Origin of the sequence: Brenneria populi, assembly GCF_036016195.1 — a bacterium.
In the GTDB taxonomy this organism is placed as follows: Bacteria; Pseudomonadota; Gammaproteobacteria; order Enterobacterales; family Enterobacteriaceae; genus Brenneria; species Brenneria populi.
This window is the reverse complement of record NZ_JAYWTM010000009.1, coordinates 176977-203133: the sequence shown is the minus strand read 5'-3', so window position 1 is coordinate 203133 and position 26157 is coordinate 176977. Positions and strand designations below refer to the sequence as shown.

The 26157-nt window shown below is 58.3% G+C and carries 26 protein-coding genes; 16 read left to right on the top strand and 10 right to left on the bottom strand.

Going from position 1 to position 26157, the window contains the following annotated elements:
* Positions 1 to 34 precede the first annotated feature (34 nt).
* Positions 35 to 2338 (bottom strand): zinc/cadmium/mercury/lead-transporting ATPase, encoded by a 2304-nt coding sequence (locus tag VSX58_RS12545; RefSeq protein WP_327618379.1) that lies wholly within the window; start codon positions 2336 to 2338, stop codon positions 35 to 37.
* A gap of 91 nt (positions 2339 to 2429) precedes the next feature.
* The gene (locus VSX58_RS12540; RefSeq protein ID WP_327618378.1) at positions 2430 to 3059 is read right to left on the bottom strand and encodes a lysoplasmalogenase; all 630 of its coding nucleotides are present in this window, start codon (positions 3057 to 3059) and stop codon (positions 2430 to 2432) included.
* Positions 3060 to 3300: 241 nt separating this feature from the next.
* On the opposite strand from VSX58_RS12540, the gene VSX58_RS12535 reads away from it, so the two are divergent.
* Complete coding sequence (locus VSX58_RS12535) at positions 3301 to 3621, top strand: DUF1820 family protein (RefSeq protein WP_327614224.1); 321 nt, start codon at positions 3301 to 3303, stop codon at positions 3619 to 3621.
* Positions 3622 to 3624: 3 nt separating this feature from the next.
* Positions 3625 to 3981, top strand: coding sequence for a DUF2500 domain-containing protein (locus VSX58_RS12530; RefSeq protein ID WP_327618377.1), 357 nt, complete (start codon positions 3625 to 3627; stop codon positions 3979 to 3981).
* Between the two features lie 3 nt (positions 3982 to 3984).
* Here VSX58_RS12530 and VSX58_RS12525 read toward each other — a convergent pair whose 3' ends face one another.
* A complete protein-coding gene (locus tag VSX58_RS12525; RefSeq protein ID WP_327614264.1) occupies positions 3985 to 4260 on the bottom strand; it encodes a DUF1145 family protein in 276 nt (91 codons plus the stop codon).
* A gap of 36 nt (positions 4261 to 4296) precedes the next feature.
* Entirely contained in the window at positions 4297 to 4872 is a 576-nt protein-coding gene (gene rsmD / locus VSX58_RS12520; RefSeq protein WP_327618376.1) for a 16S rRNA (guanine(966)-N(2))-methyltransferase, read from the bottom strand.
* A 324-nt stretch (positions 4873 to 5196) separates the two neighbouring features.
* Here rsmD and ftsY point away from each other — a divergent pair, with 324 nt between their 5' ends.
* The 4 genes from ftsY (at position 5197) to rpoH (ending at position 9390) form a co-directional block, all read left to right on the top strand.
* Entirely contained in the window at positions 5197 to 6549 is a 1353-nt protein-coding gene (gene ftsY, locus VSX58_RS12515) for a signal recognition particle-docking protein FtsY (protein WP_327618375.1), read from the top strand.
* A 5-nt stretch (positions 6550 to 6554) separates the two neighbouring features.
* The gene (ftsE, locus tag VSX58_RS12510) at positions 6555 to 7226 is read left to right on the top strand and encodes a cell division ATP-binding protein FtsE (RefSeq protein ID WP_327618374.1); all 672 of its coding nucleotides are present in this window, start codon (positions 6555 to 6557) and stop codon (positions 7224 to 7226) included.
* Positions 7216 to 8184 (top strand): permease-like cell division protein FtsX, encoded by a 969-nt coding sequence (gene ftsX, locus VSX58_RS12505; RefSeq protein ID WP_327618373.1) that lies wholly within the window; start codon positions 7216 to 7218, stop codon positions 8182 to 8184. The genes ftsE and ftsX overlap by 11 nt, the downstream gene beginning before the upstream one ends.
* A 348-nt stretch (positions 8185 to 8532) precedes the next feature.
* Complete coding sequence (rpoH, locus tag VSX58_RS12500; protein WP_327614218.1) at positions 8533 to 9390, top strand: RNA polymerase sigma factor RpoH; 858 nt, start codon at positions 8533 to 8535, stop codon at positions 9388 to 9390.
* Between the two features lie 64 nt (positions 9391 to 9454).
* On the opposite strand, the gene panM is transcribed toward rpoH, so the two are convergent.
* Entirely contained in the window at positions 9455 to 9865 is a 411-nt protein-coding gene (gene panM / locus VSX58_RS12495) for an aspartate 1-decarboxylase autocleavage activator PanM (protein WP_327618372.1), read from the bottom strand.
* 533 nt (positions 9866 to 10398) lie between these two features.
* On the opposite strand from panM, the gene VSX58_RS12490 reads away from it, so the two are divergent.
* From VSX58_RS12490 to livF, 5 genes are all read left to right on the top strand, one after another.
* Positions 10399 to 11511, top strand: a complete 1113-nt coding sequence (locus VSX58_RS12490; RefSeq protein ID WP_327618371.1) for a branched-chain amino acid ABC transporter substrate-binding protein — start codon at positions 10399 to 10401, stop codon at positions 11509 to 11511.
* 79 nt (positions 11512 to 11590) lie between these two features.
* Positions 11591 to 12517 carry a high-affinity branched-chain amino acid ABC transporter permease LivH gene (livH, locus tag VSX58_RS12485; RefSeq protein WP_327614215.1) on the top strand — a complete coding sequence of 309 codons (927 nt, stop codon included), beginning with the start codon at positions 11591 to 11593 and terminating at the stop codon, positions 12515 to 12517.
* A complete protein-coding gene (locus VSX58_RS12480) occupies positions 12514 to 13785 on the top strand; it encodes a high-affinity branched-chain amino acid ABC transporter permease LivM (RefSeq protein WP_327618370.1) in 1272 nt (423 codons plus the stop codon). The genes livH and VSX58_RS12480 overlap by 4 nt, the downstream gene beginning before the upstream one ends.
* Entirely contained in the window at positions 13782 to 14552 is a 771-nt protein-coding gene (gene livG, locus VSX58_RS12475; protein ID WP_327618369.1) for a high-affinity branched-chain amino acid ABC transporter ATP-binding protein LivG, read from the top strand. The genes VSX58_RS12480 and livG overlap by 4 nt, the downstream gene beginning before the upstream one ends.
* A gap of 5 nt (positions 14553 to 14557) precedes the next feature.
* Positions 14558 to 15259 carry a high-affinity branched-chain amino acid ABC transporter ATP-binding protein LivF gene (gene livF / locus VSX58_RS12470; protein ID WP_327614212.1) on the top strand — a complete coding sequence of 234 codons (702 nt, stop codon included), beginning with the start codon at positions 14558 to 14560 and terminating at the stop codon, positions 15257 to 15259.
* Between the two features lie 104 nt (positions 15260 to 15363).
* Here the strand turns inward: livF and VSX58_RS12465 are convergent, their stop codons facing one another.
* From VSX58_RS12465 to ltnD, 5 genes are all read right to left on the bottom strand, one after another.
* A complete protein-coding gene (locus VSX58_RS12465; protein ID WP_327614211.1) occupies positions 15364 to 16722 on the bottom strand; it encodes a GntP family transporter in 1359 nt (452 codons plus the stop codon).
* Between the two features lie 190 nt (positions 16723 to 16912).
* Positions 16913 to 17701, bottom strand: coding sequence for a 2-oxo-tetronate isomerase (gene otnI / locus VSX58_RS12460; protein WP_327618368.1), 789 nt, complete (start codon positions 17699 to 17701; stop codon positions 16913 to 16915).
* Positions 17702 to 17703: 2 nt separating this feature from the next.
* Positions 17704 to 18327, bottom strand: a complete 624-nt coding sequence (otnC, locus tag VSX58_RS12455; RefSeq protein ID WP_327618408.1) for a 3-oxo-tetronate 4-phosphate decarboxylase — start codon at positions 18325 to 18327, stop codon at positions 17704 to 17706.
* A gap of 14 nt (positions 18328 to 18341) precedes the next feature.
* Entirely contained in the window at positions 18342 to 19610 is a 1269-nt protein-coding gene (gene otnK / locus VSX58_RS12450; RefSeq protein WP_327618367.1) for a 3-oxo-tetronate kinase, read from the bottom strand.
* Entirely contained in the window at positions 19607 to 20521 is a 915-nt protein-coding gene (gene ltnD / locus VSX58_RS12445) for an L-threonate dehydrogenase (RefSeq protein ID WP_327618366.1), read from the bottom strand. Before ltnD ends, otnK begins: the two co-directional genes overlap by 4 nt.
* 305 nt (positions 20522 to 20826) lie before the next feature.
* On the opposite strand from ltnD, the gene ygbI reads away from it, so the two are divergent.
* The 5 genes from ygbI to VSX58_RS12420 all read left to right on the top strand — a co-directional run bounded on the left by ygbI (position 20827) and on the right by VSX58_RS12420 (position 26157).
* Positions 20827 to 21588: a DNA-binding transcriptional repressor YgbI gene (gene ygbI, locus VSX58_RS12440; protein ID WP_327618365.1), complete on the top strand. Its 762-nt coding sequence runs from the start codon at positions 20827 to 20829 to the stop codon at positions 21586 to 21588.
* 296 nt (positions 21589 to 21884) lie between these two features.
* Positions 21885 to 23222: a sn-glycerol-3-phosphate ABC transporter substrate-binding protein UgpB gene (gene ugpB, locus VSX58_RS12435; protein ID WP_327618364.1), complete on the top strand. Its 1338-nt coding sequence runs from the start codon at positions 21885 to 21887 to the stop codon at positions 23220 to 23222.
* A gap of 82 nt (positions 23223 to 23304) precedes the next feature.
* On the top strand, positions 23305 to 24192 hold the full coding sequence (gene ugpA / locus VSX58_RS12430; protein ID WP_327618363.1) for a sn-glycerol-3-phosphate ABC transporter permease UgpA: 888 nt from the start codon (positions 23305 to 23307) through the stop codon (positions 24190 to 24192).
* Positions 24189 to 25034, top strand: a complete 846-nt coding sequence (ugpE, locus tag VSX58_RS12425) for a sn-glycerol-3-phosphate ABC transporter permease UgpE (protein ID WP_327618362.1) — start codon at positions 24189 to 24191, stop codon at positions 25032 to 25034. The genes ugpA and ugpE overlap by 4 nt, the downstream gene beginning before the upstream one ends.
* 49 nt (positions 25035 to 25083) lie before the next feature.
* On the top strand, positions 25084 to 26157 hold the full coding sequence (locus VSX58_RS12420) for a sn-glycerol-3-phosphate import ATP-binding protein UgpC (RefSeq protein WP_327618361.1): 1074 nt from the start codon (positions 25084 to 25086) through the stop codon (positions 26155 to 26157).

The following is a 26157-nucleotide window of genomic DNA, read 5'->3' as shown; positions in this document are numbered from 1 at the left end:
TCAGGAGATAACCCCCTGACGCCGCCGAGGATCTCTATCCATCCCGTTTTTTCAGCAACCGCAAAGCGTTGGCCGTGACCAATGCCGTGGCGCCGGAGTCCGCCAGCACCGCCAGCCACAGGCCGGTTATCCCCAGCACGCTGGTGATGAGAAACAGCGCCTTCAGCCCCAGCGCAATCGTAATATTCTGCCGAATATTACGCTGCGTGGCCCGCGATAGACGGATCATCATGGCTAATCCGCCGAGGCGGCTGTGGGTTAGCGCGGCGTCCGCCGTTTCCAGCGCGACGTCGGTGCCGCCGCCCATGGCGATGCCGATGGCGGCCGCTTTCATCGCCGGGGCGTCATTAATGCCGTCCCCCACCATCGCCGTGGGGTGAAGGCGATTAAGCTCGCCGACCGCCGCCACTTTATCCGCCGGCAGCAGGCTGGCGCGGTACTCGATGCCCAACTCGCCGGCGATCGCCGCCGCCGCGCGGGGATTATCGCCCGTCAGCATAATGCAGCGAATGTTCAGCTCTCGCAGCGCGTCCAGCGCCGAGCCGGCGTCGTGACGCAATGTGTCGCGCAATGCCAGCAGCCCCATCACCAGGCGGTCTTCATGTACGACGACCGTCGTCTTCCCTTCATTTTCCAACGCTGCGACGCGCTGTCGCCAGTCGGCATCCAGCATATCCGCCGGTAGTTTGGCCGGAGAGCTAATCTGCAGACGCTTACCGGCAATCGTGCCTTCGACGCCGACGCCCGCCAGCGTCCGTAGATCGTCCGCGACAGGTAAAAATGCGCTGGTCGCCAGCGCCCGCTGCACGATGGCTTTTGCCAGCGGATGAGACGAGCCGGATTCTATGGCGGCGGCGCGCGCCAGCAGCGCGGCCTCGCTGACTCCCGCCGCAGGTAAAATATCCGTAACCTGCGGCTTTCCTTCGGTTAGCGTGCCGGTCTTATCGAACGCCACCGCGCGGATGCCCTCCAGCGACTCCAGCGCCGCACCGCCTTTGATCAGCGCGCCCTGACGGGCCGCCGCCGCCAGGCCGGAAGTAATCGCCGCCGGGGTGGAGATCACCAGCGCGCAGGGGCAGCCAATCAGCAATAACGTCAGACCGCGATAAATCCACTCCTGCCAGGGCTGGGCCAGAAACAGAGGCGGGATCAGAATCACCAGCAAAGAGAGCAGCATAATGGCCGGCGTGTAGTAACGGCTGAAGCGATCGAGGAAACGCTCTATCGGCGCGCGTCGCTCTTCCGCTTCCTCGATCAATTGCAGAATACGATCGATGGCGCTATCGCCCGGTTGCGACACCACACGCAGCCGCACGGTGCGATCGACGCACAGGCTCCCGGCAGCCACCTTATCGCCCCGTTCGCGCTCCACGGGCACCGACTCGCCGGTTAACGCGCTTTCATCAAAACCGGCTTCGGCGGTCAGCAGCCGCGCATCGGCCGGCAGGCGGCCGCCGGGCGCCACTTCGATCACATCGCCGGGCGCCAGGCTGGCGATCGGCACGCTGAAACGCCGCTCATCGCGGATCAGCGTGGCCTCTTCGGGCAGCAGCGCCATTAACGCGGTAACGCCCCGTCGGGCGCGATTGGCCGCGTAAGACTCCAGTTGCTCGCCCAGCATAAAAAGCAGCAGGACGAACGTGGCTTCGGCGGTCGCGCCAATCAGCAACGCCCCGATGGACGCCACGCTCATCAGCGTTTCAATCGCGAAAGGCGTACCGGAACGGATAAGCCGCGCCGTTTTTTTCACTATCGGAATCAGGCCCAAAATGGTGGTGGCGATAAAAGCGACCTGTCCGCCGGGCCCGTTCAGCAGCGAAAACCCCCAGCTCGCCGCCGTCAGCAGCGAAAAAAGCGCCAGGAAGCCATATTCATGGATAAAACGGCGTGAATCAGGAGAAAGAGGAGTTTGCGGAGCGAGATCGTGTAGGGCGAAACCGACTTGCTGAACCGCGTGCCGCACCTGCGGGCGGACATCATTACGGGCGTCAACAACCAGTTTTTCGGTGGCGAACAGCACTTTGGCCTGTTCTATTCCGGTAAGATTTTTTACGGCGTTTTCAATTTTTCGAGCACAGCTGGGACAGTCCATCCCACTGATTTTCCAGCTGAAACGCTGGCATAACGACGGTCGGTCGCCGTCGCTCCCATCGGGGTCGTCGGAATCGGCGTTATCGCCGCCTTCCGACGGGCTTTGATCCGGCCCCCGCCCGGTATTGGCTACCGCGCCTGGCGCATGTTTCGCCGCGCAGCAGCTTTTCTCCGCGCGCGACGGATGGCGGGCGTGTTCATGGCAACAGGCCGACTTTTCAGCGCTATGGTGGTGATGAGAATGCATACCTTCCTCCCGTGTTGATGATAGTGATTCTCATCCTGAACTTTACACCGTCATATCGGGCTAATCCAGCGTTTCGCTCGCCCCGGCGACGCTAAAAATAGAGAGAGCGGACGATTAAAAAATGGCCGCAGAAATAGCACGCCGCCACAATGGCCTGATGAGCGCGAAAATTTATTCGATAGTGGTGAATAAACCAGACCGCATGGGCGATAAACAGCAGCGCGGCGCCCGCCAGCAGCGAGAAGTTATAATCCGTGCCGAGGGCGAAATAACGCTCGCCGGCGACCCAGACCATGACGGTCGTCATCAAGATAAACGCGCACGCCGGCCAACGCGGCGTATCCAGCCGGCTCCAAACGATCGCAATCAGCACCGCCGCCAGAATGATCAGCGCCAGCACCAGCGGCCAGAAAACGGTGAGAGTCGTCTGACTGGTGACAAAGCTTATCGTATACAGCAAATGGGAGACGAAATAGGCGCCGAACGCATAGAGCAGCCGCTGCGTCGGCAGCAGCATCAGCGTATCGGCCACCAGCGTCGCCAGCAGCCCGACGACGATCAGATAGCCCGGCACGCTGAGCAGCGGCGTTTGCCAGGCCAGCGCCAGCAGTAATAGCAGGGTGACGGGTTTGAACAGCCAGCGCTGCCATACCGGGCCACGGTAGCTGGCGTCGACATACAACCAGCCGGAAAAAAGCACGGCGATAAACGACCAAAGCATAAATTATCCTTATTCGGTATTAAACAAGCCGGATACAAGCCCGGAATCAGCCGTATATCCCTCCGGAATGATTGATTTTATTACGGCGTCCGTCGCTCTATGCATTCAGTGTAGGGGATGGCGGCAAGGATCAACAACATCGGGCGAGACAGATGCGTGCATCGGCGCTTCATGCTATGTTATCGGTCCATATAGACTGCGGATCGGCGCATGTCACTATCTTGCAGGAGAGTATGGTTGAATGAGCAATGAACCCGCACTTTATCGTATTCAGTTTATGAATAATGGTAAAAACTACCAGCTTTACGTGCGTGAATTGGTATCAAGCAATCTGTTTGGTTTTATTGAAATTGCCGATTTCGTTTTCGATAGCCAGTCAACGGTGCTGGTCGACCCCTCCACCGAAAAGCTGAAAACCGAATTTTCCGGCGTCAGCCGCAGCTTCATCCCTTTACAGGCGGTGATCCGCATCGACGCGGTGACGGAAAGAGGCAGCGCCCGGATCTCCGAACTCGGCGATAACGTCACGCACTTCCCCTATCTGCCCGGCAAAAAACCCTAACGTATGCGCGATCTCCCGCCGTTACTGCTACTGGCTATCGCACTGATTCTGGCGCTGGCCTGGCGCCAATATCAGCACCAGCGCAATCAGGAGGCGCGCAACGACGCGGCGCCGCTGCAAACGATACTGGCGGAAGTAAAAACCAAACGGGAATTTCCCAAAACGCGCAGCCGCGCCCACGGCGATGAGGACAGGCTGGAAGACATGCGTTATGAGGCCACCTTTCGCCCGGTAAACGGCGGCGCCGACATCACGCTGCGGCTTAACGCGGGCGATTACCACCGGCTCGATCACGCGATGCGGGGCACGCTGCAGCTTAAGGGCGCGCGCTTTATCAGCTTCGCGCCCGAACGGGAATAACCGTTACTTCTTCGGCTGTTTCGGCAGCTTTTTCTGCCAGGCGAGCAGTTCAAACACGCCGAATAAAAAAATGCGCGCCTGAAGCGCCCGGCTCAACGCCGGACTCTCTTTGGGCTGGCTGGCCTTGAGCAACAGCAGTTGGAAACCGTGCATCAGAATGGTGAATACCATCGCCACCGTCATAAAAATATTCAGCGGTCTGGGAAAAGGCTGAATCAGGTTAAACAGCAGAAATCCCCATACTCCCAACATCAATAATCGGCCAAGATTAATCCATATCATCACGTTCACCTTATTATCTTTTCTCTACGATGATTATTGGCGGAGATATAAGCGGTACGCCACCTGACCGGCGATTTTTTCCCGATGCAGCTGCCAGCCGTCCGGAATAACCAATTGCGCGTTTTCAACCTCGGTTTCCACGTAGATCCATGCGTCAGGCGCTAGCCAGCCCTGCCGTTCCAACAGCGATAGCGCATTATTCAATAAATCTTTGCGGAACGGCGGATCGAGGAATACCACATCGAAAGGCTCGCCGGCCTGAGCCAGCCACTGCAGGGCGTCGGCATTCACGACGCGGGCGTTCTCCGCCCGGAGCAGCGCCAGATTTTGCGTTAATTGCTGCGCCACGCTACGCTCCCGTTCCAGAAGCGTGGCATGAGCGGCGTGACGCGACAGCGCCTCCAGTCCCAGAGCGCCGCTGCCGGCAAAGCAATCCAGGCAGCGCGATTGCTGGATAACCGGCGCCAGCCAGTTGAACAAGGTTTCACGCACGCGATCGGTGGTGGGCCTTAAGCCGGGGCTATTGGGCACGGGAAGTTTTCTGCCGCGCCACTGGCCGCCGATAATTCGGATCTGCCCGGCGGCTGACGATGCATTTTTTTTAGCCATACGCACTATTGCTTGCCGCGCCTGGCGGCCGGCGCGGTATTGTCAGGAAAATTTAGGCGCTATTCTAACGGCGCTTAAGGCAGATACCCAATAGATTTATGGCGGGTTTGCCTCGTCCGTCGCGGCGCGCCTTGAAAAGCGCGCCGGCCTTGAGCGCGTAAATGCGCAATTTGACATACTTCGTTACCGAGATTGTCTGCCGCCGCCCCCACCGGCCGCGTGTTGCTGTCGGCAGGAAAGTGTTAAACTCGTGGCTTATCGTCAAAATAGATTGGTTTTAATTATTTATTCGCCGCAGTAGGCGGCGTGGAGCGCGATTGCAAGATGGCAAAAGAGAAGAAAAAGCGCGGTTTTTTTTCCTGGCTTGGGCTAGGCCGCCAGGAAGAAGAACAACAGGAGCAACCGCAAGAGAAGTCTGAGATCCCCGAGACACCGGCCGCAGAACCCGCCGCCGATGCCGATACCCATCCGGCCGCGGCGCAGGAAACTCCCGCAGCGGAAACCCCCGCAGCGGAAACCCCCGAGCCGGTCGAACAGCCGCGGCCGGAAGAAGCGCACGCCGCAGCGACAGAGACAGAACCGCAGCGGGAAAGCGCGCCCGTCGAAGAGGAAGAAAAGCCGGGCGAGAATAGCGCGCTTCCGGCTGCTCAAGAGACGCCGGCGGCGGAAGACGCGCCGGCCGTGGAAAATGAGCCGGAGGACGCGTCCCGCGCCGAGAACGACGCGCCCGCCGCGCGCGAACAGGAGCGGCCGACCCGGGAAGGATTCTTTACGCGCCTGAAACGCAGCCTGGTAAAAACCCGCCAGAATCTGGGTTCAGGATTTATCGGATTGTTTCGCGGCAAGAAAATCGACGATGATCTGTTCGAAGAGCTGGAAGAGCAGCTGCTGATTGCCGATGTCGGCGTCGAAACCACGCGTAAGATCATCGCCAACCTGACGGAGCACGCCAACCGTAAGCAGTTGAAAGATGCCGATACGCTTTTTGCCAAGCTGAAAGAAGAAATGGCGGCGATACTTGCTAAAGTTGATGAACCGCTGAATATCGAGGGCAAAACCCCCTACGTTATCCTGATGGTCGGCGTCAACGGCGTGGGTAAAACCACCACCATCGGCAAAATGGCGCGGCAATTTCAGGCGCAGGGTAAATCCGTCATGCTGGCGGCGGGGGATACGTTCCGCGCGGCCGCGGTTGAACAGCTTCAGGTCTGGGGCCAGCGCAACCATGTCGCGGTGGTCGCACAGCACACCGGAGCCGACTCGGCTTCCGTCATTTTCGACGCCATCCAGGCGGCGAAAGCCCGAGGGGTGGACGTGCTGATTGCCGATACCGCCGGCCGCCTGCAGAACAAAGCCCATCTGATGGAAGAGCTGAAGAAGATTGTGCGCGTGATGAAGAAGCTGGACGCCGACGCGCCCCACGAAGTAATGCTGACGCTGGACGCCAGCACCGGACAAAACGCGGTGAGCCAGGCGAAGCTTTTCAACGAGGCGGTCGGTCTGACGGGGATTTCGCTCACCAAGCTCGATGGGACCGCCAAAGGCGGGGTGATTTTCGCCATCGCCGACCAGTTTAGCATTCCTATTCGCTATATCGGGGTCGGCGAAGGCATCGAAGATTTGCGGCCGTTTAAGGCCGACGATTTTATTGAGGCACTCTTTGCCCGTGAGGATTAAAACGGATGATTCGCTTTGAACAGGTCAGTAAAGCTTATCTCGGTGGACGTCAAGCATTGCAGGGAGTGGATTTTCATCTGCGCCCGGCGGAAATGGCCTTCCTGACCGGCCATTCCGGCGCGGGGAAAAGCACCCTGCTGAAGCTGATTTGCGGTATTGAACGTCCCAGCGCCGGTCAAATTCTGTTCGGCGGACATAACATCAGCCGCCTGAAAAAGCGTGAAGTGCCGTTCTTGCGCCGCCAGATCGGGATGATCTTTCAGGATCACCATCTGCTGATGGAGCGTACCGTTTACGACAACGTCGCCATGCCGCTCATCATCGCCGGCGCCAGCAGCGAAGACATTCGCCGCCGGGTCTCCGCCGCGCTCGATAAAGTGGGCCTGTTGGATAAAGCCAAAAACTACCCTATCCAGCTCTCCGGCGGGGAGCAGCAGCGGGTCGGCATCGCGCGGGCGGTGGTCAACAAACCGGCGGTTTTGCTGGCCGATGAGCCTACCGGCAATCTGGATGATGCGCTGTCCGAAGGCATTCTCCGCCTGTTCGAAGAGTTCAACCGGGTGGGCGTCACCGTCTTGATGGCGACCCATGATACCGGGCTGATATCCCGACGAAATTACCGCGTCCTGACGCTGTCCAACGGCCGCATGATCGGGGGAAACCGCCATGGCGAATAATACCCGTAATGTGAAAAAACCGGGAACGAAGGCCAGGTCGTTACGCGGCGGCTGGCAGGAGCAGTGGCGTTATGCCTGGATGAATACGCTGGCCGATATGCTGCGTCAGCCGCTGGCGACGCTGTTAACCGTTATGGTGATAGCGATCTCTCTGGCGTTGCCCAGCATCTGTTATCTGGTGTGGAAAAACGTCAGCCAGGCCGCCGCGCAGTGGTATCCCACGCCGCAGCTCACCGTCTATCTGGACAAATCCCTGGACGACAACGCCGCGCAGGCGGTGATTACCCGGCTTCAAGCGGAAGACGGGGTCGAAAAAGTCAATTATCTGTCGCGCAATGAGGCGATGGGCGAATTCCGTAACTGGTCGGGCTTTGGCGGCGCGCTGGATATGCTGGAAGAGAATCCGCTGCCGGCGGTGGCCGTCATTACCCCGAAAATGACCTTCCAAAGCGCGGAAACCCTCACCTCGCTGCGCGATCGGGTCGCCGCCACCCAGGGCGTGGACGAGGTGCGGATGGACGACAGCTGGTTCGCCCGTCTGGTGGCCCTGACCAGCCTGGTTGGGCAGATTTCCGCGACGATCGGCGTACTGATGGTGATCGCCGTCTTCCTGGTGATCGGCAACAGCGTGCGCCTGAGTATCTTTAGCCGGCGGGAAACCATTAACGTCATGAAGCTGATTGGCGCGACGGACGGCTTTATTCTGCGCCCGTTCCTCAACGGCGGCGCCGTTATGGGGTTTGCGGGCGCCGTGCTGTCGTTAATCCTGTCTCAGGCGCTGGTGTGGCGGCTTGACGCGGTCGTCGCCCAGGTGGCGTCGGTCTTCGGCACCACGTTTGCGGTCAAGGGGCTTAGCTGGGATGAATCCCTGCTGCTGCTGCTTATCGCCGCGATGATTGGCTGGCTGGCCGCGTGGCTGGCGACCGTCCAACATTTACGTCGTTTTACACCGGAGTAATCTTTTTTTGCTATACTCTTCCCTTGTGCGTCGGGCTGTGCGCGCAAGGGAACCCCCTTCGGCCATCGCGTTTTTTTCGCCCCCGCCGGTTCAAGATTTCCCCCAGCGATTCGTCTTGATATGTTAAATAAGATGGATAAAAATAGGGAACTTGTGAGAAAAATCACAGTCTGAGTAGATTGAATAGCGCGATGAGCTTTGACGAATTGCCGTAAGGTGTCGAAGTGCGCAATATGAATATCGCGACCTGTTTTAAACACGCTGTTTTTACGCGCTGTTTTTTAACCATCGCACGAGCGAGCTCCTCATCAGGAGCGTCGCATAAACCGTAGTCATGAGAGAGGTTGAATGACCAAAGATATGCAAACTTTCACCTTAGTTCCCCAGGGCAGTCTGGAAGGTTACATTCGAGCCGCCAATGCCTATCCGATGCTGACGGCGGAGGAAGAGCGGGCTTTGGCTGAACGGCTGCATTATCAGGGCGATCTGGAAGCCGCCAAAGAGCTTATCCTGTCGCACCTGCGTTTTGTTATTCACGTAGCCCGCAATTACGCCGGATACGGCCTGCCGCAGGCGGATCTGATTCAGGAAGGCAACATCGGCCTGATGAAAGCGGTGCGCCGTTTTAATCCTGAAGTGGGGGTTCGTCTGGTCTCCTTTGCCGTGCACTGGATCAAGGCTGAAATCCACGAATATGTACTGCGTAACTGGCGTATTGTGAAAGTCGCGACCACCAAAGCGCAGCGTAAGCTGTTCTTCAACCTGCGGAAATCCAAACAGCGCCTTGGCTGGTTCAATCAGGATGAGGTCGAACTGGTGGCCCGCGAGCTGGGCGTGACCAGTAAAGACGTGCTGGAGATGGAGTCGCGCATGGCGGCGCAGGATATGACTTTCGATCCGACGCCGGACGAAGAGACGCACGACGGCAAAGCCATGTCGCCGATGCTTTATCTACAGGATAAGTCATCCGATTTCGCCGACGGCATTGAGGAAGACAACTGGGAAAGCCACGCGGCCGATAAGCTAACCTACGCGTTGGAAGGACTGGACGAGCGCAGTCAGCACATTATCCGCGCGCGCTGGCTGGACGATGACAACAAATCGACGCTGCAGGAATTGGCCGATCGGTACGGCGTCTCCGCCGAACGTGTGCGCCAGTTGGAAAAGAACGCCATGAAAAAGCTGCGCGCGGCGATAGAAGCCTGATTATAGCCGCATTAACGCATAAACGACCGGTGCCTCCGCCCGGTCGTTTTGCTTTTGTCCGTCTTCACTGATTTTCATTCTTTACATAGCGCCAGCCGCCGGATACCGGCGAGAAACCGCAGCTAAGCATAAATCTCCCCAGCACCGACTCATTAACCGTCGCGTGGTCGGCGGTCACCAGCCACCACTCCCTAATGCCGGGCAGCGCCCTGAGCGTCTCTTCCACCAAATACAGCCCGACGCCGCGTCTTCGGGTCTCCACGCGCACCATAAGATCGTTTAGCTGCGCGTATTCTCCTTTGATTTCCACTAACACGCCGGCCAATAGCCGGTCGTTAAAACGGGCGACGAACAAGCGTCGCTCCTCGGTAAGTTCTTTTTCCAACAGCTCAATATGCTGATGCGGCCAGATTTTAGATAAATCCATTTTATCCTGGGCGCTGAATACGGTGAGACGCTCAACGGTTAATTTCATTTACTGGCACTCCGTTAAATGAGTGAAGCATAGTGTATCTGATCGGCGGTGAGGCGGTGACGCAATCCATTCATTACGGTTATACCCGTCATACTTCAAGCTTCATGTGCGTTAGCTTTAACGCTCGCCCCATCCGTGGGGCCACCGCAAGCGGCGTTCAAAAACGCTTTGGCATTTTTGTCCTGAAACTCGAATTATTTAGGGTATAGCAGGGAAACGTTTTTTCGATCGACCGACTTTTCGAGCAAAACATCATTAATTAACGCGTAATGCAGCACAAGTCACTATAAATAAAATAAATACCGAACATTAAAACTAGTATTTTATGCTGATCATACAGCTTATTCCTGCGGGAGCCGATTGATTCGCAGCATAAAACGCCTGTTTAATAACATGAAAAATAAAGCCTTATTATAAAATATCACGAATAACAGACCTGACCTATTCTTGTCTATCAGGAAAAAGGTTATCTTATGACGCAGGGCCGTCAATTTTTCGACAGTATCCATAATAACGATACATGGGGTAAACGGATGAAATTTAGTAAAGGTAAAGCATTGTTGATGGGTTGTATGGCCATCGCATTGAGTCAGGCCGCAAACGCCGAAGATGTCAAAATCGCGGTGGTCGGGGCGATGTCCGGCCCGGTCGCGCAGTACGGCGATATGGAATTCATCGGCGCGCGCCAGGCCATCGCCGATATCAATGCCAAAGGCGGCGTCAACGGGAATAAGCTGGTTGGCGTTGAATATGATGACGCGTGCGACCCGAAACAGGCGGTCGCCGTCGCCAACAAAGTGATCAATGACGGCATTCGCTATGTGATCGGCCATTTGTGTTCATCCTCCACTCAGCCCGCGTCCGATATTTATGAAGAAGAGGGCGTGATCATGATTACGCCGGCCGCAACCAACGCCGATCTCACCACCCGCGGCTATAAACTGGTGCTGCGCACCACCGGCCTCGATTCCGATCAGGGTCCGACCGCGGCCAAATACATTGTCGATACGATTAAACCTCAGCGCATCGCCGTGGTGCATGACAAGCAGCAATACGGTGAAGGCCTGGCCCGCGCCGTTCAGGATAACCTGAAAAAAGCCGGCGCTAATGTAGTGCTGTTTGAAGGCGTGACCGCGGGCGATAAAGATTTCTCCACGCTGGTGGCGCGTCTGAAGAAAGAAAACGTGGACTTCGTCTATTTTGGCGGCTACTACCCGGAAATGGGGCAGATTTTGCGTCAGGCCCGCCATGCCGGCATGAACACCAAATTTATGGGGCCGGAAGGGGTAGGCAACTCCTCCTTGTCCAACATCGCCGGCGAAGCCTCTGAAGGTATGCTGGTTACCTTGCCCAAGCGTTACGATCAGGTCCCCGCCAACCAGCCGATCGTCGATGCGCTGAAGGCGAAAAAACTGGATCCGAGCGGCCCGTTCATCTGGACCACCTATGCCGCCATACAATCTCTGACCACTTCCATGCAGCGCAGCGGCAGCATGGAGCCGGAAGAGCTGGTGAGCGATCTGAAGGCCAAAGCCGTTGATACCGTCATGGGACCATTGAGCTGGGATGCAAAAGGCGACCTGAAAGGGTTTGAGTTTGGCGTGTTCGAGTGGCATGCAGACGGTACGTCCAGCGCAGTGAAATAATCAACCGCATCTGTATTAACCCCTCAATACCGGTGTCCCCGCGCTCACAACAGGCGGGGGCAGAATTTAAGGTTAAGGTATGTCCGAGCAGTTCCTCTATTTTCTTCAGCAGATGTTCAACGGCCTGACGTTGGGCAGCACCTATGCGCTGATCGCCATTGGCTATACCATGGTTTACGGCATTATCGGCATGATCAACTTCGCCCACGGCGAAGTGTATATGATCGGCAGCTATGTCTCTTTTATCGTTATCGCCGCCTTGATGATGATGGGCATCGATGCGGGCTGGCTATTAATCGGCGTGGCGTTTATCGCCGCGGTGGTGATATCCAGCGCCTATGGCTGGAGCATCGAGCGCGTCGCCTACAAACCGGTGCGCACCTCCAAGCGCCTGATCGCGCTGATTTCCGCCATCGGGATGTCAATTTTCCTGCAAAACTACGTCAGTCTTACCCAGGGCTCCCGCGACCTCGCGCTGCCGAGCCTGGTCACCGGACAGTGGACGCTGGGCGAGAGCAATGGCTTCGCCGCGACCATCGGCGCCATGCAGTTAACCATCTGGATCGTCACCTTCCTGGCGATGCTGGCGCTGACGCTATTTATTCGCTATTCGCGCATGGGGCGCGCCTGCCGCGCCTGCGCCGAAGACCTGAAAATGGCCAGCCTGCTGGGCATCAGCACCGACCGGGTCATCTCGCTGACGTTCGTGATCGGCGCGGCGATGGCCGCGGTGGCCGGCGTGCTGCTGGGGCAGTTCTACGGGGTGATTAACCCCTACATTGGCTTTATGGCGGGGATGAAAGCCTTTACCGCCGCGGTGCTTGGCGGCATCGGCAGCATTCCCGGCGCGATGATCGGCGGTTTGATTCTGGGGGTGGCGGAAGCGCTGACGTCGGCCTATCTGAGCACCGAGTACAAAGACGCGGTCTCCTTCGCGCTACTAATCGTGGTGCTGCTGGTGATGCCCACCGGTATTCTCGGCCGTCCGGAGGTTGAGAAAGTATGAAAAAGCTCAATCTTCTCAATGCGTGCATTTCGGCATTCACGCTGCTGGTGCTGGCCGCTTTTATCATGGGCATGCAGTTAGAGCTCGACGGCACCAGACTGGTCGTCAGGGGCGCCGATCGGGTGCGCTGGCACTGGATCGGCGTCGGCTGCCTGGTGGTTTTCTTCTTTCAGTTAATCCGACCGCTCCTCCAGCAGAGCATGCAGCGGTTTTCCGGTCCGTCGCTGGTGCTGCCGAGCTTCGACGGCAGCACGCCGCGGCAGAAACTGCTGGCGGCCCTGCTTATCATCGCCGCCATCGCCTGGCCTTTTCTGGTGTCGCGCGGAACGGTGGATATCGCCACCCTGACCCTGATTTATGTGATGCTGGGCCTGGGATTAAACGTCGTCGTCGGCCTGTCCGGTCTGCTGGTATTAGGCTATGGCGGCTTCTACGCCATCGGCGCCTATACCTATGCGCTGCTGAACAGCTACTATGGCCTGGGATTTTGGCAAAGTCTGCCGCTGGCCGGCATGACCGCCGCCCTGTCCGGTTTTCTGCTCGGCTTCCCGGTATTGCGTCTGCGCGGCGACTATCTGGCCATCGTGACGCTGGGGTTCGGCGAAATCGTCCGTATCCTGCTGCTGAACAACACCGAAATCACCGGCGGTCCGAACGGCATCAGCCAGATCCCCAAGCCGACTTTCTTCGGCCTGGAGTTCAGCCGCACCGCGCGCGACGGCTGGGATACCTTCCATAACTTCTTCGGACTGAAGTACGACCCCAGCGACCGTATTATCTTCCTCTATCTGGTGGCGCTGCTGCTGGTGGTGTTGACCCTGTTTGTCATCAATCGCCTGCTGCGCATGCCGCTGGGCCGGGCCTGGGAAGCGTTGCGCGACGATGAGATCGCCTGCCGTTCGCTGGGGCTGAGCCCGACGCGCATCAAGCTGACGGCGTTTACCATCAGCGCCGCGTTCGCCGGTTTTGCCGGCACGCTGTTTGCCGCCCGCCAGGGGTTCGTCAGCCCGGAATCCTTCACCTTCGCCGAATCCGCGTTTGTCCTGGCGATTGTGGTTCTGGGCGGCATGGGCTCGCAGTTCGCGGTGATCCTCGCCGCCGTACTGCTGGTGGTGTCGCGCGAGCTGATGCGCGATTTGAACGAATACAGCATGCTGCTGCTGGGCGCGTTGATGGTCCTGATGATGATTTGGCGTCCCCAAGGTCTGTTGCCGATGAAACGCCCGCAGATGAAGCTGAAAGTTAGCGAGAAGGAAGAGCAGGCATGAGTACGCAGCCATTACTATCCGTCAGAGGTCTGATGATGCGTTTCGGCGGTCTGCTGGCGGTCAACAACGTTGAACTGGATTTAAACGCGGGAGAGATCGTCTCGCTCATCGGCCCGAACGGCGCCGGGAAAACCACGGTATTTAACTGTCTGACCGGTTTTTATCGCCCCACCGGCGGCGCCATCATGCTGCGCGATCGGCATCTGGAAGGCCTGTCCGGCCAGAAAATCGCCCGGATGGGCGTGGTGCGCACCTTCCAGCATGTGCGTCTGTTTCGTGAAATGACCGTGATTGAAAACCTGCTGGTGGCCCAGCATCAGCACCTCAAAAGCGGCATATTCGCCGGGCTGCTGAAAACGCCGGGCTTTCGGCGCGCGGAGGCCGACGCGCAGCAGCGGGCCGCCGAGTGGCTGGAACGCGTCGGGCTGCTGGCGTTAGCCAACCGTCAGGCGGGCAATCTGGCCTACGGCCAGCAGCGCCGCCTGGAGATAGCCCGCTGTATGGTTACCCGCCCGGAACTGCTGATGCTGGATGAGCCGGCGGCCGGGCTCAACCCGAAAGAGACCGAGGAGTTGAACCAGCTGATCGTCGAGCTGCGCGACCGCCATCAGGTTTCCGTGCTGCTGATTGAACATGATATGAAGCTGGTGATGGGGATTTCCGATCGGATTTACGTCGTCAATCAGGGAACGCCGCTGGCCCACGGAACGCCGGCCGAAATTCGCAATAACCCGGATGTCATCCGTGCTTATCTGGGTGAAGGATAACGTTTATGCTGTCATTAAATCAGGTCTCGGCCCACTACGGGAAGATTCAGGCGCTGCATCAGGTGAGCCTGCATATCGAACAGGGCGAGATCGTTACGCTTATCGGCGCCAACGGCGCCGGGAAAACCACGCTGCTGGGCACGCTGTGCGGCGACCCGCGCGCGACGGAAGGCGTCATTACGTTCGATGGGAAAGATATCACCCACTGGCAGACCGCGAAAATCATGCGGGAAGCGATCGCCATCGTGCCTGAAGGGCGCCGCGTATTTTCCCGCATGACGGTGGAAGAGAACCTGGCGATGGGCGGATTTTTTGCCGACCGCAGCCAGTATCAACAGCGGATCGAACGGGTGTACGATCTGTTTCCCCGCCTGTACGAACGTCGCGCCCAACGCGCCGGCACCATGTCCGGCGGCGAGCAGCAGATGCTGGCCATCGGTCGCGCGCTGATGAGTCAGCCGCGTTTATTGCTGCTCGACGAGCCCTCATTGGGGCTGGCGCCGATCATCATTTTGCAAATTTTCGATACGATTCAGCAACTGCGCGAAGAAGGCATGACCATTTTCCTCGTCGAGCAAAACGCCAATCAGGCGTTACGGTTGGCCGATCGCGGCTATGTGCTGGAAAACGGCCATGTGGTGCTGGAAGACAGCGGCGCGGCATTGCTGGCGAATGAAGCGGTGCGCTCGGCCTATCTGGGCGGTTGATTGATATCAGGCCGGTTTCCCGGCCTGCATCCCAGATGGACGCTCCGCCGCCGCCGACGACGGCCGCATCGAGCGGCCATTGGCGAACAGGCGGCGGAGCGCGATCAGCAGAAGAACCACAGCGCCCAGGTAAAGATAAAACCGGCCAGCCCCAGCACGGTGGTCAGCACGGTCCAGGTTCGTAGACCGTCGGCAACGGACAGCCCCAAATATTTGGTCACAATCCAGAATCCGGAATCATTGACGTGAGAGAGTCCTAATCCGCCGAAGCAGGCGGAGAGCGTCACCAGCACCAGTTGCATCTGATTCAGGCCGCTAACGGCTTCGCTTAACAGGCCGCAGGTGGTGAGGATCGCCACGGTCGCCGACCCCTGCGAGGCGCGCAGGGCCAGAGCAAGAATAAACGCGGCGGGCACCAGCGGCAGATGAATGCTGCTCAGCGTATCCGCCAGCGCCTTGCCGATGCCGGACTCCACCAGCACTTTACCAAACACCCCGCCCGCGCCGGTCACCATAATCACCATCGCCGCCGCGGGCATGGCGTCGCCCATGACGCCGCCGGCTTTTTCCAGCGACCAGCCGCGGCGCAGCGCCAGCAGCCAAAAGGCCAGACCCAGCGCAATCAGCAAAGCCACCGCGGGCGAGCCGATCAGGGACATGGCGTCGCGCGCCGCATGGCCGGCGGGCAGCACGGTGGCCGATACGGTGCCGAGCATAATAATGGCGATGGGAATGACGATCAGGGCGGCGATCAACCCCGCCGACGGCGCGGAGAGCGGCGCGGTCGCCGGAGTGGCATCTTCCGGTTTCGCTAACTGTAACTGCTCCAACACCTCGATGGAGAGCGTATAGTTGCGGCGATTCATAAATTTAGCGATCCAGTAGCCAATCACTCCGACGGGAATGGACACCAGCAGGCCGACCATCGTCAGCCAGCCGATATCCGCGTTCAGCAAGCCCGCCGCAGCCACCGGACCGGGATGCGGCGGCAGAGCGACGTGTACCGTCAACATCACGCCCGCCACCGGCAGACCGAATTTTACCGGCGAGACTTTGGCGACTTTGGCAAAGCCGTAAACAATCGGCGCGAGAATAATAAACCCGACGTCAAAAAAGACCGGGATCCCCAGAATAAACGCGGCGATGGTCAATGCCGCCACCATCAGGCCGGGGCCCATTAACTGGGCGAAGCGATGCGCCAGAGACTCCGCGCCGCCGGAGATCTCAATCATCCGGCCCAGCATGGCGCCGAGACCGATAATAATCGCCACCGAGCCGAGAATACCGCCCATGCCGGAGGTAACCACCTTCATGACCTCGCCGGTGGGAATGCCGGTCGCCAACGCGACAAGTAAACTCACGACCAGCAGAGCCACGAAAGGCTGTATCTTAAATTTAATAATCATCAGGAGCAGTAATAACACCCCGGCGATGGCGATGCAGAGTAACAGTGAGGTGGCCATATTTATGTTCTCATTAATATATACCCCGGCGCGACAATATCGACCACGCGGAAATCTATAGGGTATTAATGCGCTATTTAAAGGAAAAGACGCCCGGATTTCCGCATGGAAATAATACGGAAACCGGCTCTTTTCTCGTTTTTTCAATAAACGCTTCTCTGGCGTTAATAATAAAAACTGGCGGGCGGTACTATTTTTTCTCTTTCAACCAGGGCTTCGCCCACCCTAGCCCAGCTACGGTATCGCCCCGCGGATTATATTCACAGCCAATCCACCCGCAGTAATTCACCCGGTCTAACTCGTCAAACAGGAAAGGATAATTAATTTCCCCTTCGTCCGGCTCGTTCCGCGCCGGAACCGAGGCAATTTGAATATGTCCGATACGGTCGCCAAGATGGTGAATAATTTGCGTCAGGCCGCCATCCACAATTTGCGCATGGAAAAAATCCAACTGAATATAGACATTCGGCCGTTCGATCCGGTTTACCAATTCCAACGCCTGATACTGGCTGGCAAACAGATAATTGGCTTTCACCTTGGCGCTTAACGCCTCAATCATGATGTTGACGCCGTGCGGCGCAAATTTATCGGCGGCGTAACGCAAATTTTCGATAAAGGTTTGCCGATAGAGGTCGCGATCGGCGCCGTCCGGCACCACGCCGGCCATCACATGCACCGACGGACACGCCAGCGCCAGCGCGTACTCCAGCGCGGCGTCGATATCCCGGCGCGCCTCGTCCTGGCGACCGGGCAGCGCGGCAACGCCCCACTCCCCCGCCGCGACATTGCCGGGCGCGGTATTGAACAACACCTGCTTCAGGCCGTTTTCCCGCAGCTTTTCCGCCAGCAGCGCCGCCGGATATTCATAAGGAAACAGGTATTCCACCGCTGCAAAGCCGGCCTCGGCCGCAGCGTTGAAACGATCGATAAATGGCAACTCGGTAAATAGCATGGAAAGATTGGCGGCAAACTTAGGCATGATTAACTCCTCAATTCAGCAATTTCTTCCGCGGTGAGATAACGAATACGCCGGTCGCCGAGAATAAAGATCAGCTTGGCGGTTTCTTCCAGCTCTTCCATATTGTCCGCCGCCGCACGCAAATTTTTACCGGTGACCACCGGGCCATGGTTGGCCAACAGAAACGCTCGATAGCGCGCGGCCAGCTTGGCCAGATCCTCGCCGAGCCGCGCATCCCCCGGACGATAATAGGGGACGACCGGAACCTGCCCGACCCGCATCACCACGTAGGGCGTAAACGGCTTGACGGCATCCTGCGGGTCAATCCCTTCCAGGCAGGAAAGCGCCGTCAGATAGGTGCTATGCAGATGAACAATCGCCTTACATTCCGGGCTATTACGGTAAATCGCCAGGTGAAAGCTGACCTCTTTCGACGGCTTATCGCCGGAAATCCATTCGCCGCCGATGCTGACTTTGGATAAACGGTCCGCTTCAAGCTCCCCCAGACAGGAGCCGGTCGGCGTCGCCAACAGCGCGCCGTCATCCAGCAACAACGAAAGGTTGCCCGCCGAACCGGTGGCGTAACCGCGTTGAAAGAAAGAGGCGCCCAGTTTGACCATCTCGTCGCGCGCGCGCCGCTCATCCATAGGGTAATACTCATTCATACTGCGAATTCCCTTTGTGCTCGGGCAAAAAAATCTTCATCGCCGAAATTGCCCGATTTCAACGCCAGCGATAGCGGATGACTGGTGGATCTGACCCAAGGCACGCCGGGAGAAATCGACGGGCCGATATGGAAAGCATGGATGCCCAGCGTCTGCACCACAATGCTGGAGGTCTCGCCGCCGGCGATGATAAAGCGCCTAACGCCAAGCCGCCGTAGCTGGCCGGCGACGTCGGCAAATAGGCTCTCCACCGCCTGACTGCTGGCCTGCGCCCCCCAGCGCCGCTGAATCTGGGCGAGATCGTCCGCAGAGGCGGTCGCGTACAGCAGCGGCGCCAGCGCCTCAGCGCGGCGCTCATTCACCCATGCGGCGAGTTCGCGGGCATACTCTCGCCGCGCTTCATCCCCTTGCAGGCAACGCGCAACATCGATGGCGCGGCCGGCCGCCTGTTCGCGGTAACGGGCGACCTGCTTATTGGTCATCACCGAACAGGAGCCGGACAGCACCACGCCGGGGCCGGAGAGCGGTTTGCCGGCGTCGGTGGCGGAGGCGCCGGCGGCATGCGCCCACTGACGCGCCAGACCGATCGCCAGACCGGAGCCGCCGGTCACCAGTTTCATGTCGCGCAGCGCCTCGCCTTGAGTGAGCAGATGCTGCTCGTTCAGAGTGTCCAGCACCGCATAGCGCACGCCCTGCTCCCGCAACTGCGCCAGCCGCTGTTGAACCGCCGCCGCGCCCTGCTCCATCACCGGATAGGGAACCAACCCGCAACGCCCTGTCGCCTGCCTTTCCATTACCCGCAGCAGGCTGCTGTCGGTCATCGGCGTTACCGGATGGTGACGCATGCCGGATTCGGACAGCAGTTGCTCCATCACGAACAGATGGCCTTGATAGACGGTTCTGCCGTTCACCGGCAACGCCGGGGAGATAACGGTCTGCGTTTCGCCGAGCTGCTCCAACAGCGCATCGGTAACCGGGCCGATATTGCCTTGCGCGGTGCTGTCGAACGTTGAGCAGTATTTAAAGTAAAATTGCCGGCACGCCTGCCGTTGCAGCCACGCCAGCGCCTTAAGCGAATCCGCCACGGCCTGCTCCGCCGGGCAGGAGCGCGACTTCAGACTAATCACCACCGCCTGCGTCTCGACCTGAAAATCGGACGGCGGCACGCCGTTTAGCTGTACGGTCGGCAACCCGTTATTCACCAGAAAACTGGCGATATCCGTGGCGCCGGTAAAATCGTCGGCGATGACCCCCAGTTTGATCATGACGCCTCCTTCTTTTCCGGCAGCGTAATGCCGCTGAAAATTTTAATCACCGCGCTGTCGTCCTCTTTACCGAATCCGGCGTTGCTGGCGGAGGTAAACATATTGAACGCGGTGGAGGCCAGCGGCAGCGGGAAATGGAGCGCTTTGGCGGTATCGGTCACCAGCCCCAGATCTTTGACAAAGATGTCAACGGCGGACTTCGGCGTGTAGTCGCCGTCCACCACGTGACGCATACGGTTTTCGAACATCCAGGAGTTGCCGGCGGCATGGGTCACCACGTCGTACATGATATCAAGCGGGATGTCGGCGCGGGCCGCCAGCGCCATCGCTTCCGCCCCTGCGGCGATGTGCACGCCGGCCAACAGCTGGTGGATGATTTTCACCGTCGCTCCCAGCCCGATCTCTTCGCCGATGCGATAAACCTTACCCGCGACGGCGTCAAGCACCGGCTTCAGTTTTTCGAATGCCGGATCGGCACCGGCCGCCATCACCGTTATATCGCCCGCAGCGGCTTTGACCGCGCCGCCGGATACCGGCGCGTCCAGCATGATGAGCTGATGTTCGGCCAGACGCTGCGCGATGCTTTTGGCATCCTGCGCGGAGATGGTTGAGGAGACCATTACCGCGGTGCCGGGCCGCAGCTTGGCGGCGACATTGGGCCCGCCGAACAGAATCGTATTCACCTGCGCGGCGTTGACCACCAGCAGCAGCACCGCATCCAGCCGGTCGGCGAAAGCGTCGATGCTTGATTCGGCCTGCGCGGCGCCCGCCTGGCGTAAACGCTCCAGCGCCTGCGGATTAATATCGACGCCATAGGTGGTCAGCCCGGCGTTGATACAGGATGTCGCGGCGCCGAAGCCCATGGAACCCAGACCAATAACCGCTACGGCATACTCTACGTTTTCTTTCATCTGCGTCACCTTTGTTAATTTTAGTGATTATTTGTTCTATGGTGTTAAATATAATTCCTTAACCCTTCACCTGCGGTGATTAAACTCACATAAATTAACATTGCATTAATCCGACCGCCTACGCCGATCGTCCAGGGAAAGTGAAAAGTCATTATTATTTTAAAATCAATATATTATGATTTTATATTCTGCGAAATAACGCCAAGACGTTACGTACACCGTGGTTTAACACGTGAATTTATGATAATAATCGTCCATAACTGCGCGGGTTATCACAATATTTATCAAACCGGATAGGAGCAGGGATGATTCCAGTAGAACGTCATCAACAGATTCTGACGCTGATCGCCGAACGCGGCGTAGTGAGCATCACGGAACTGACCGAGCGGCTCGGGGTATCGCATATGACCGTGCGGCGGGATGTGCAAAAACTGGAACAGGACGGCCTGCTGCTGAGCGTCTCCGGCGGCGTACGTTCGCCCGAACGGCTGACGATTGAGCCGTCGCATCAGGATAAATCCGTGATGTTCAGCCAGCAAAAAGAGGCGATCGGCCGGCTGGCGGCCCGGCAGATCCCGCCCAACAGCTGCATCTATCTGGACGCGGGCACCACCACGCTGTCGCTGGCGCGCCAGTTGGCCGATCGGGATGATTTACTGATCGTGACCAACGATTTTGTGATTGCCGCTTTTCTTATTGAATCCAGTCAGTGCCGCCTGATCCACACCGGCGGCACGCTGTGCCGGGAAAACCGCTCCTGCGTCGGCGCAGCCGCCGCGCAGGCGCTGCGCAACCTGTTTATCGATATCGCCTTTATCTCCGCCTCATCGTGGAGCCTGCGCGGCCTCTCCACGCCGAATGAAGACAAAGTGGCGGTCAAACGCGCGGTGGTGGAAGCCAGCAGCAAACGCTTTCTGCTCTGCGACACGTCAAAATACGGCCGCATCGCCACCTATCTGATCGCGCCGCTGACGATCCTGGACGGCATTATTACCGACGACGCCCTGCCGGCCGCGGCGAAAGATGCGTTGGGGAAAATGGCGATCGAGGTGCTGGTGGCCAGGTGAAAGGCGCCCGCCATCGGCCGCGCGATAAAAATTTTGCCGCCCCCGACGAAAATAGGGGCGGCGCTGGCTTCCCTCGGTAATATCAGGCCGCATTCTCGACTGATTAATCGTTGAAATCTATCTTATTCACTCCCCCTTTTCCTATTAGGCGCTTCTGTCCGCCGCCGCCCTCGTTCACCGTTTCGTCATCGCACCGTCATTTATCAGTTATTTTTCTGTCATGCACGCGTGTCATGTTACTCCCCGAATAAAAAGCGCTCTCTGTCCAAGTCAGGCTAAAACCCCAGGAGACAAGCATGCTTCATCCTCTATTTCGTAAGGCGCATGTCATCAATAAAACCGCGGCATGCATTGTATTAGCGCTGGCTTACCACGCCAATGCGCTGGCGGTTACCGAAATCCCTTTCTGGCACTCAATGGAGGGGGAGCTGGGAACCGAAGTCAACTCACTGACCGACCGTTTTAACCAGTCGCACAGCGATGTCAAAATCGTCCCGGTATTTAAAGGCAACTACGAACAGAGTCTGGCCGCCGGGATCGCCGCTTACCGCACGGGCAACGCCCCGGCGATTCTACAGGTTTACGAAGTCGGCACCGCCACCATGATGGCCAGCAAGGCGATCAAACCCGTATATGAAGTGTTCAAGCAGGCGGGCATCGATTTCGATGAATCCGTTTTCGTTCCCACGGTTTCCGGTTACTACACCGACGCCAAAAGCGGGCACCTGTTGTCGCAGCCGTTTAACAGCTCGACGCCCGTGCTCTACTACAACAAAGACGCGTTCAAAAAAGCCGGCCTCGATCCCGAACAACCGCCTAAAACCTGGCAGCAAATGGCCGAATACACCGCCAAGCTGCGCGCTTCAGGCATGAAATGCGGCTATGCCAGCGGCTGGCAGGGCTGGATTCAAATCGAAAACTTCAGCGCCTGGCACGCTTTGCCGATAGCGACCAAAAACAACGGATTCGACGGCACGGATGCGGTGCTGGAATTCAACAAGCCCGTTCAGGTCAAGCACATTCAACTGCTTGAAGATATGAATAAAAAAGGTGATTTCACCTACTACGGGCGTAAAGACGAGCCGACGGAGAAGTTCTACAGCGGCGAGTGCGCGATCACCACGGCCTCTTCCGGTTCGCTGGCGAACATCCGCAAGAACGCCAAATTCAATTACGGCGTCGGCATGATGCCGTATGACGCCGAGGTGAAAGGCGCGCCGCAGAACGCCAGTATCGGCGGCGCCAGCCTGTGGGTGATGAACGGCAAAGATGAAGCCACCTACAAGGGCGTCGCCGAATTCATGCGGTTCCTGGCGCAGCCTGAAATCGCCGCGGAGTGGCATCAGAAAACGGGCTATCTGCCTATCACCACCGCCGCCTATGAATTGACGCGCCAGCAGGGCTACTACGCTAAGAATCCCGGCGCGGATATCGCCACTCGCCAAATGCTGAACAAACCGCCGCTGCCGTACACCAAAGGCCTGCGCCTGGGCAATATGCCGCAAATCCGCACCGTAGTGGATGAAGAGCTGGAAAGCGTCTGGACCGGCAAGAAGAATCCGCAACAGGCGCTGGACAGCGCGGTTGAACGCGGGAATGCGCTGCTGCGCCGTTTTGAACAGTCAACCAAATAGTCGGGAACCGCGGCTTCCCTGCGCCAGGGGAACCGCGGTTAAACGCCGCTCCCGTTTCTTTTAAATCAGTAATGAGTTACGCATGACATCATCCCGTCCTGTTTTCGGCTGTAGCTGGTTACCCTATGCCCTGGTTTTTCCCCAGTTGCTGATCACCGTCATTTTCTTCATCTGGCCCGCCGGTGAGGCGCTGTGGTACTCGGTGCAGAATATGGATCCGTTCGGGCTATCCAGCGAATTTGTCGGGCTGGAGAACTTCAGGCAGCTATTCGGCAGCGGCTATTATCTGGCGTCGTTTTACACCACGCTGCTCTTCAGTTTTTTGGTGGCCGGCTTCGGCCTGCTGATTTCGCTGTTTCTCGCCGCGCTGGTTGACTATGTTTTACGCTTTAGCCGCCTGTATCAAACGTTGATCATGCTGCCGTACGCCGTCGCGCCGGCGGTGGCCGCCGTGCTGTGGATGTTTCTGTTTAACCCGGGTCTGGGGTTGATTACCCATTTTCTGGGCGTGCTGGGCTACTCATGGAACCACGCGCAAAACAGCGGCCAGGCGATGTCTCTGGTGGTGTTGGCTTCGGTCTGGAAACAGATAAGCTATAACTTCCTGTTTTTCCTGGCTGCGTTACAGTCGATTCCCCGTTCGCTGATCGAAGCGGCGGCCATTGACGGCGCAGGGCCGGTGCGCCGTTTCTTCAATCTGGTGCTGCCGCTCATCTCGCCGGTGAGCTTTTTCCTGCTGGTGGTCAATCTGGTGTACGCCTTTTTCGATACCTTCCCCATCATCGATGCCGCCACCGCCGGCGGCCCCGTCCAGTCCACCACCACGCTGATCTACAAGATTTACCGGGAAGGTTTCGCCGGGCTGGATCTCTCCAGCTCCGCCGCCCAGTCGGTGGTGCTGATGCTGTTGGTTATCGGATTGACGGTGATCCAGTTCCGCTTTGTTGAACGGAAGGTGAACTACCAATGATTGAAAATCGCCGCGGGCTGGATATTTTCAGCCACCTGATGCTGGCCGTCGGCATTGTCGCCGTGCTGTTCCCGCTCTATGTCGCCATCGTGGCCGCCACGCTGGACAACGAACAGGTGTTTCGGGCGCCGATGACGCTGATCCCAGGTACCCACCTGTGGGAAAACCTGCGCGATATCTGGCTGCACGGCCTGGCGAACAGCCCCACGCCCTTCGGGCTGATGCTGTTTAACAGCTTGGTGATGGCGCTGGCGATCACCCTGGGCAAAATCGTCGTCTCCATCTTATCCGCCTACGCCATCGTCTATTTTCGTTTTCCGCTGCGCAATCTGTTTTTCTGGACCATCTTTCTCACGCTGATGCTGCCGGTAGAAGTGCGTATTTTCCCTACCGTAGAAGTGATCTCCAGCCTGCGCATGATAGACAGCTACGCCGGGCTGACGCTGCCGCTGATGGCGTCGGCCACGGCAACGTTTCTGTTCCGCCAGTTTTTTATGACGCTGCCGAACGAACTGCTGGAAGCGTCGCGCATCGACGGCGCTGGCCCGATGCGTTTCTTTTTCGATATCGTTCTGCCGCTGTCGAAAACCAATCTGGCGGCGCTGTTCGTCATCACCTTTATCTACGGCTGGAACCAGTATCTATGGCCGCTGCTGATTATCAGCGACGCGAACCTGGGTACGGCGGTGGCCGGCATCAAGAGCATGGTCGCCTCCGGCGATTCCGCCACCCAGTGGAATCAGGTGATGTCGGCGATGCTGCTGACGATGCTGCCTCCCCTGCTGGTGGTGCTGCTGATGCAGCGCTGGTTCGTGCGCGGGCTGGTCGAGAGTGAGAAATAATCCCAGGATCGCCGCCGCGCGGCGTTAACATTTGCCCGGAAACCTTATCATGGCATGTTTAAAACTTCAGGCCGTCACCAAATCATACGACGGCAAAACGCAGATTATTCACCCGATCGATCTCGACGTGGCCGACGGCGAATTTATCGTGATGGTCGGCCCCTCCGGCTGCGGGAAATCCACCCTGCTGAGGATGGTCGCCGGGCTGGAGCAGACCACCAGCGGCGATATTTATATCGATAACCAGCGCGTTACCAATCTTGAACCCAAAGATCGCAGCATCGCGATGGTGTTCCAGAACTATGCGCTCTATCCTCATATGAGCGTGTATGACAACATGGCGTACGGGCTGAAAATCCGCGGCTTCGGCAAAGCGCAAATTCGCCAGCGGGTGGACGAGGCGGCGCGCATCCTTGAGCTGGCTCCGCTGCTGGAGCGCAAGCCGCGCGAGCTATCGGGCGGACAGCGCCAGCGGGTAGCGATGGGACGGGCCATCGTGCGCGAGCCGGCGGTATTTTTATTTGATGAGCCGTTGTCGAACCTGGACGCCAAGCTGCGGGTGCAGATGCGGCTTGAGCTGCAGCAGTTGCACCAACGCCTGAAGACCACCAGCCTCTACGTTACTCACGATCAGATTGAAGCCATGACCCTGGCGCAGCGCGTGATCGTGATGAATAAAGGCGTCGCCGAACAGATTGGCGCGCCCGCCGATATTTATCGCCGCCCGGCATCGCTGTTCGTCGCCAGTTTTATCGGCTCGCCCGCCATGAACCTGTGGTCGGGCAGAATCAGCGACGACGGCTGCCGGTTTGAAATAGACGGCGAGCTGGCCCTGCCGCTGGCGGCGGCGAAACCGCAGTGGCGCGGACGCGAGTTGACGCTGGGGGTAAGGCCGGAGCATATTCAACTGGCGACCCGCGAAAGCGGCGGCATTCCGCTGCGGGTGTCGACGCTGGAACTGCTGGGCGCGGACAATCTGGCGCACGGACAGTGGGGCGGACAGAACGCCATCGTGCGCCTCTCCTACGAACACTGTCCGGCGGTGGGCTCAACGCTTTGGCTGCATCTGCCTGCACAGTCATGGCATTTGTTCGATTCGCAAAGCGGATTACGGGTGGAGTAA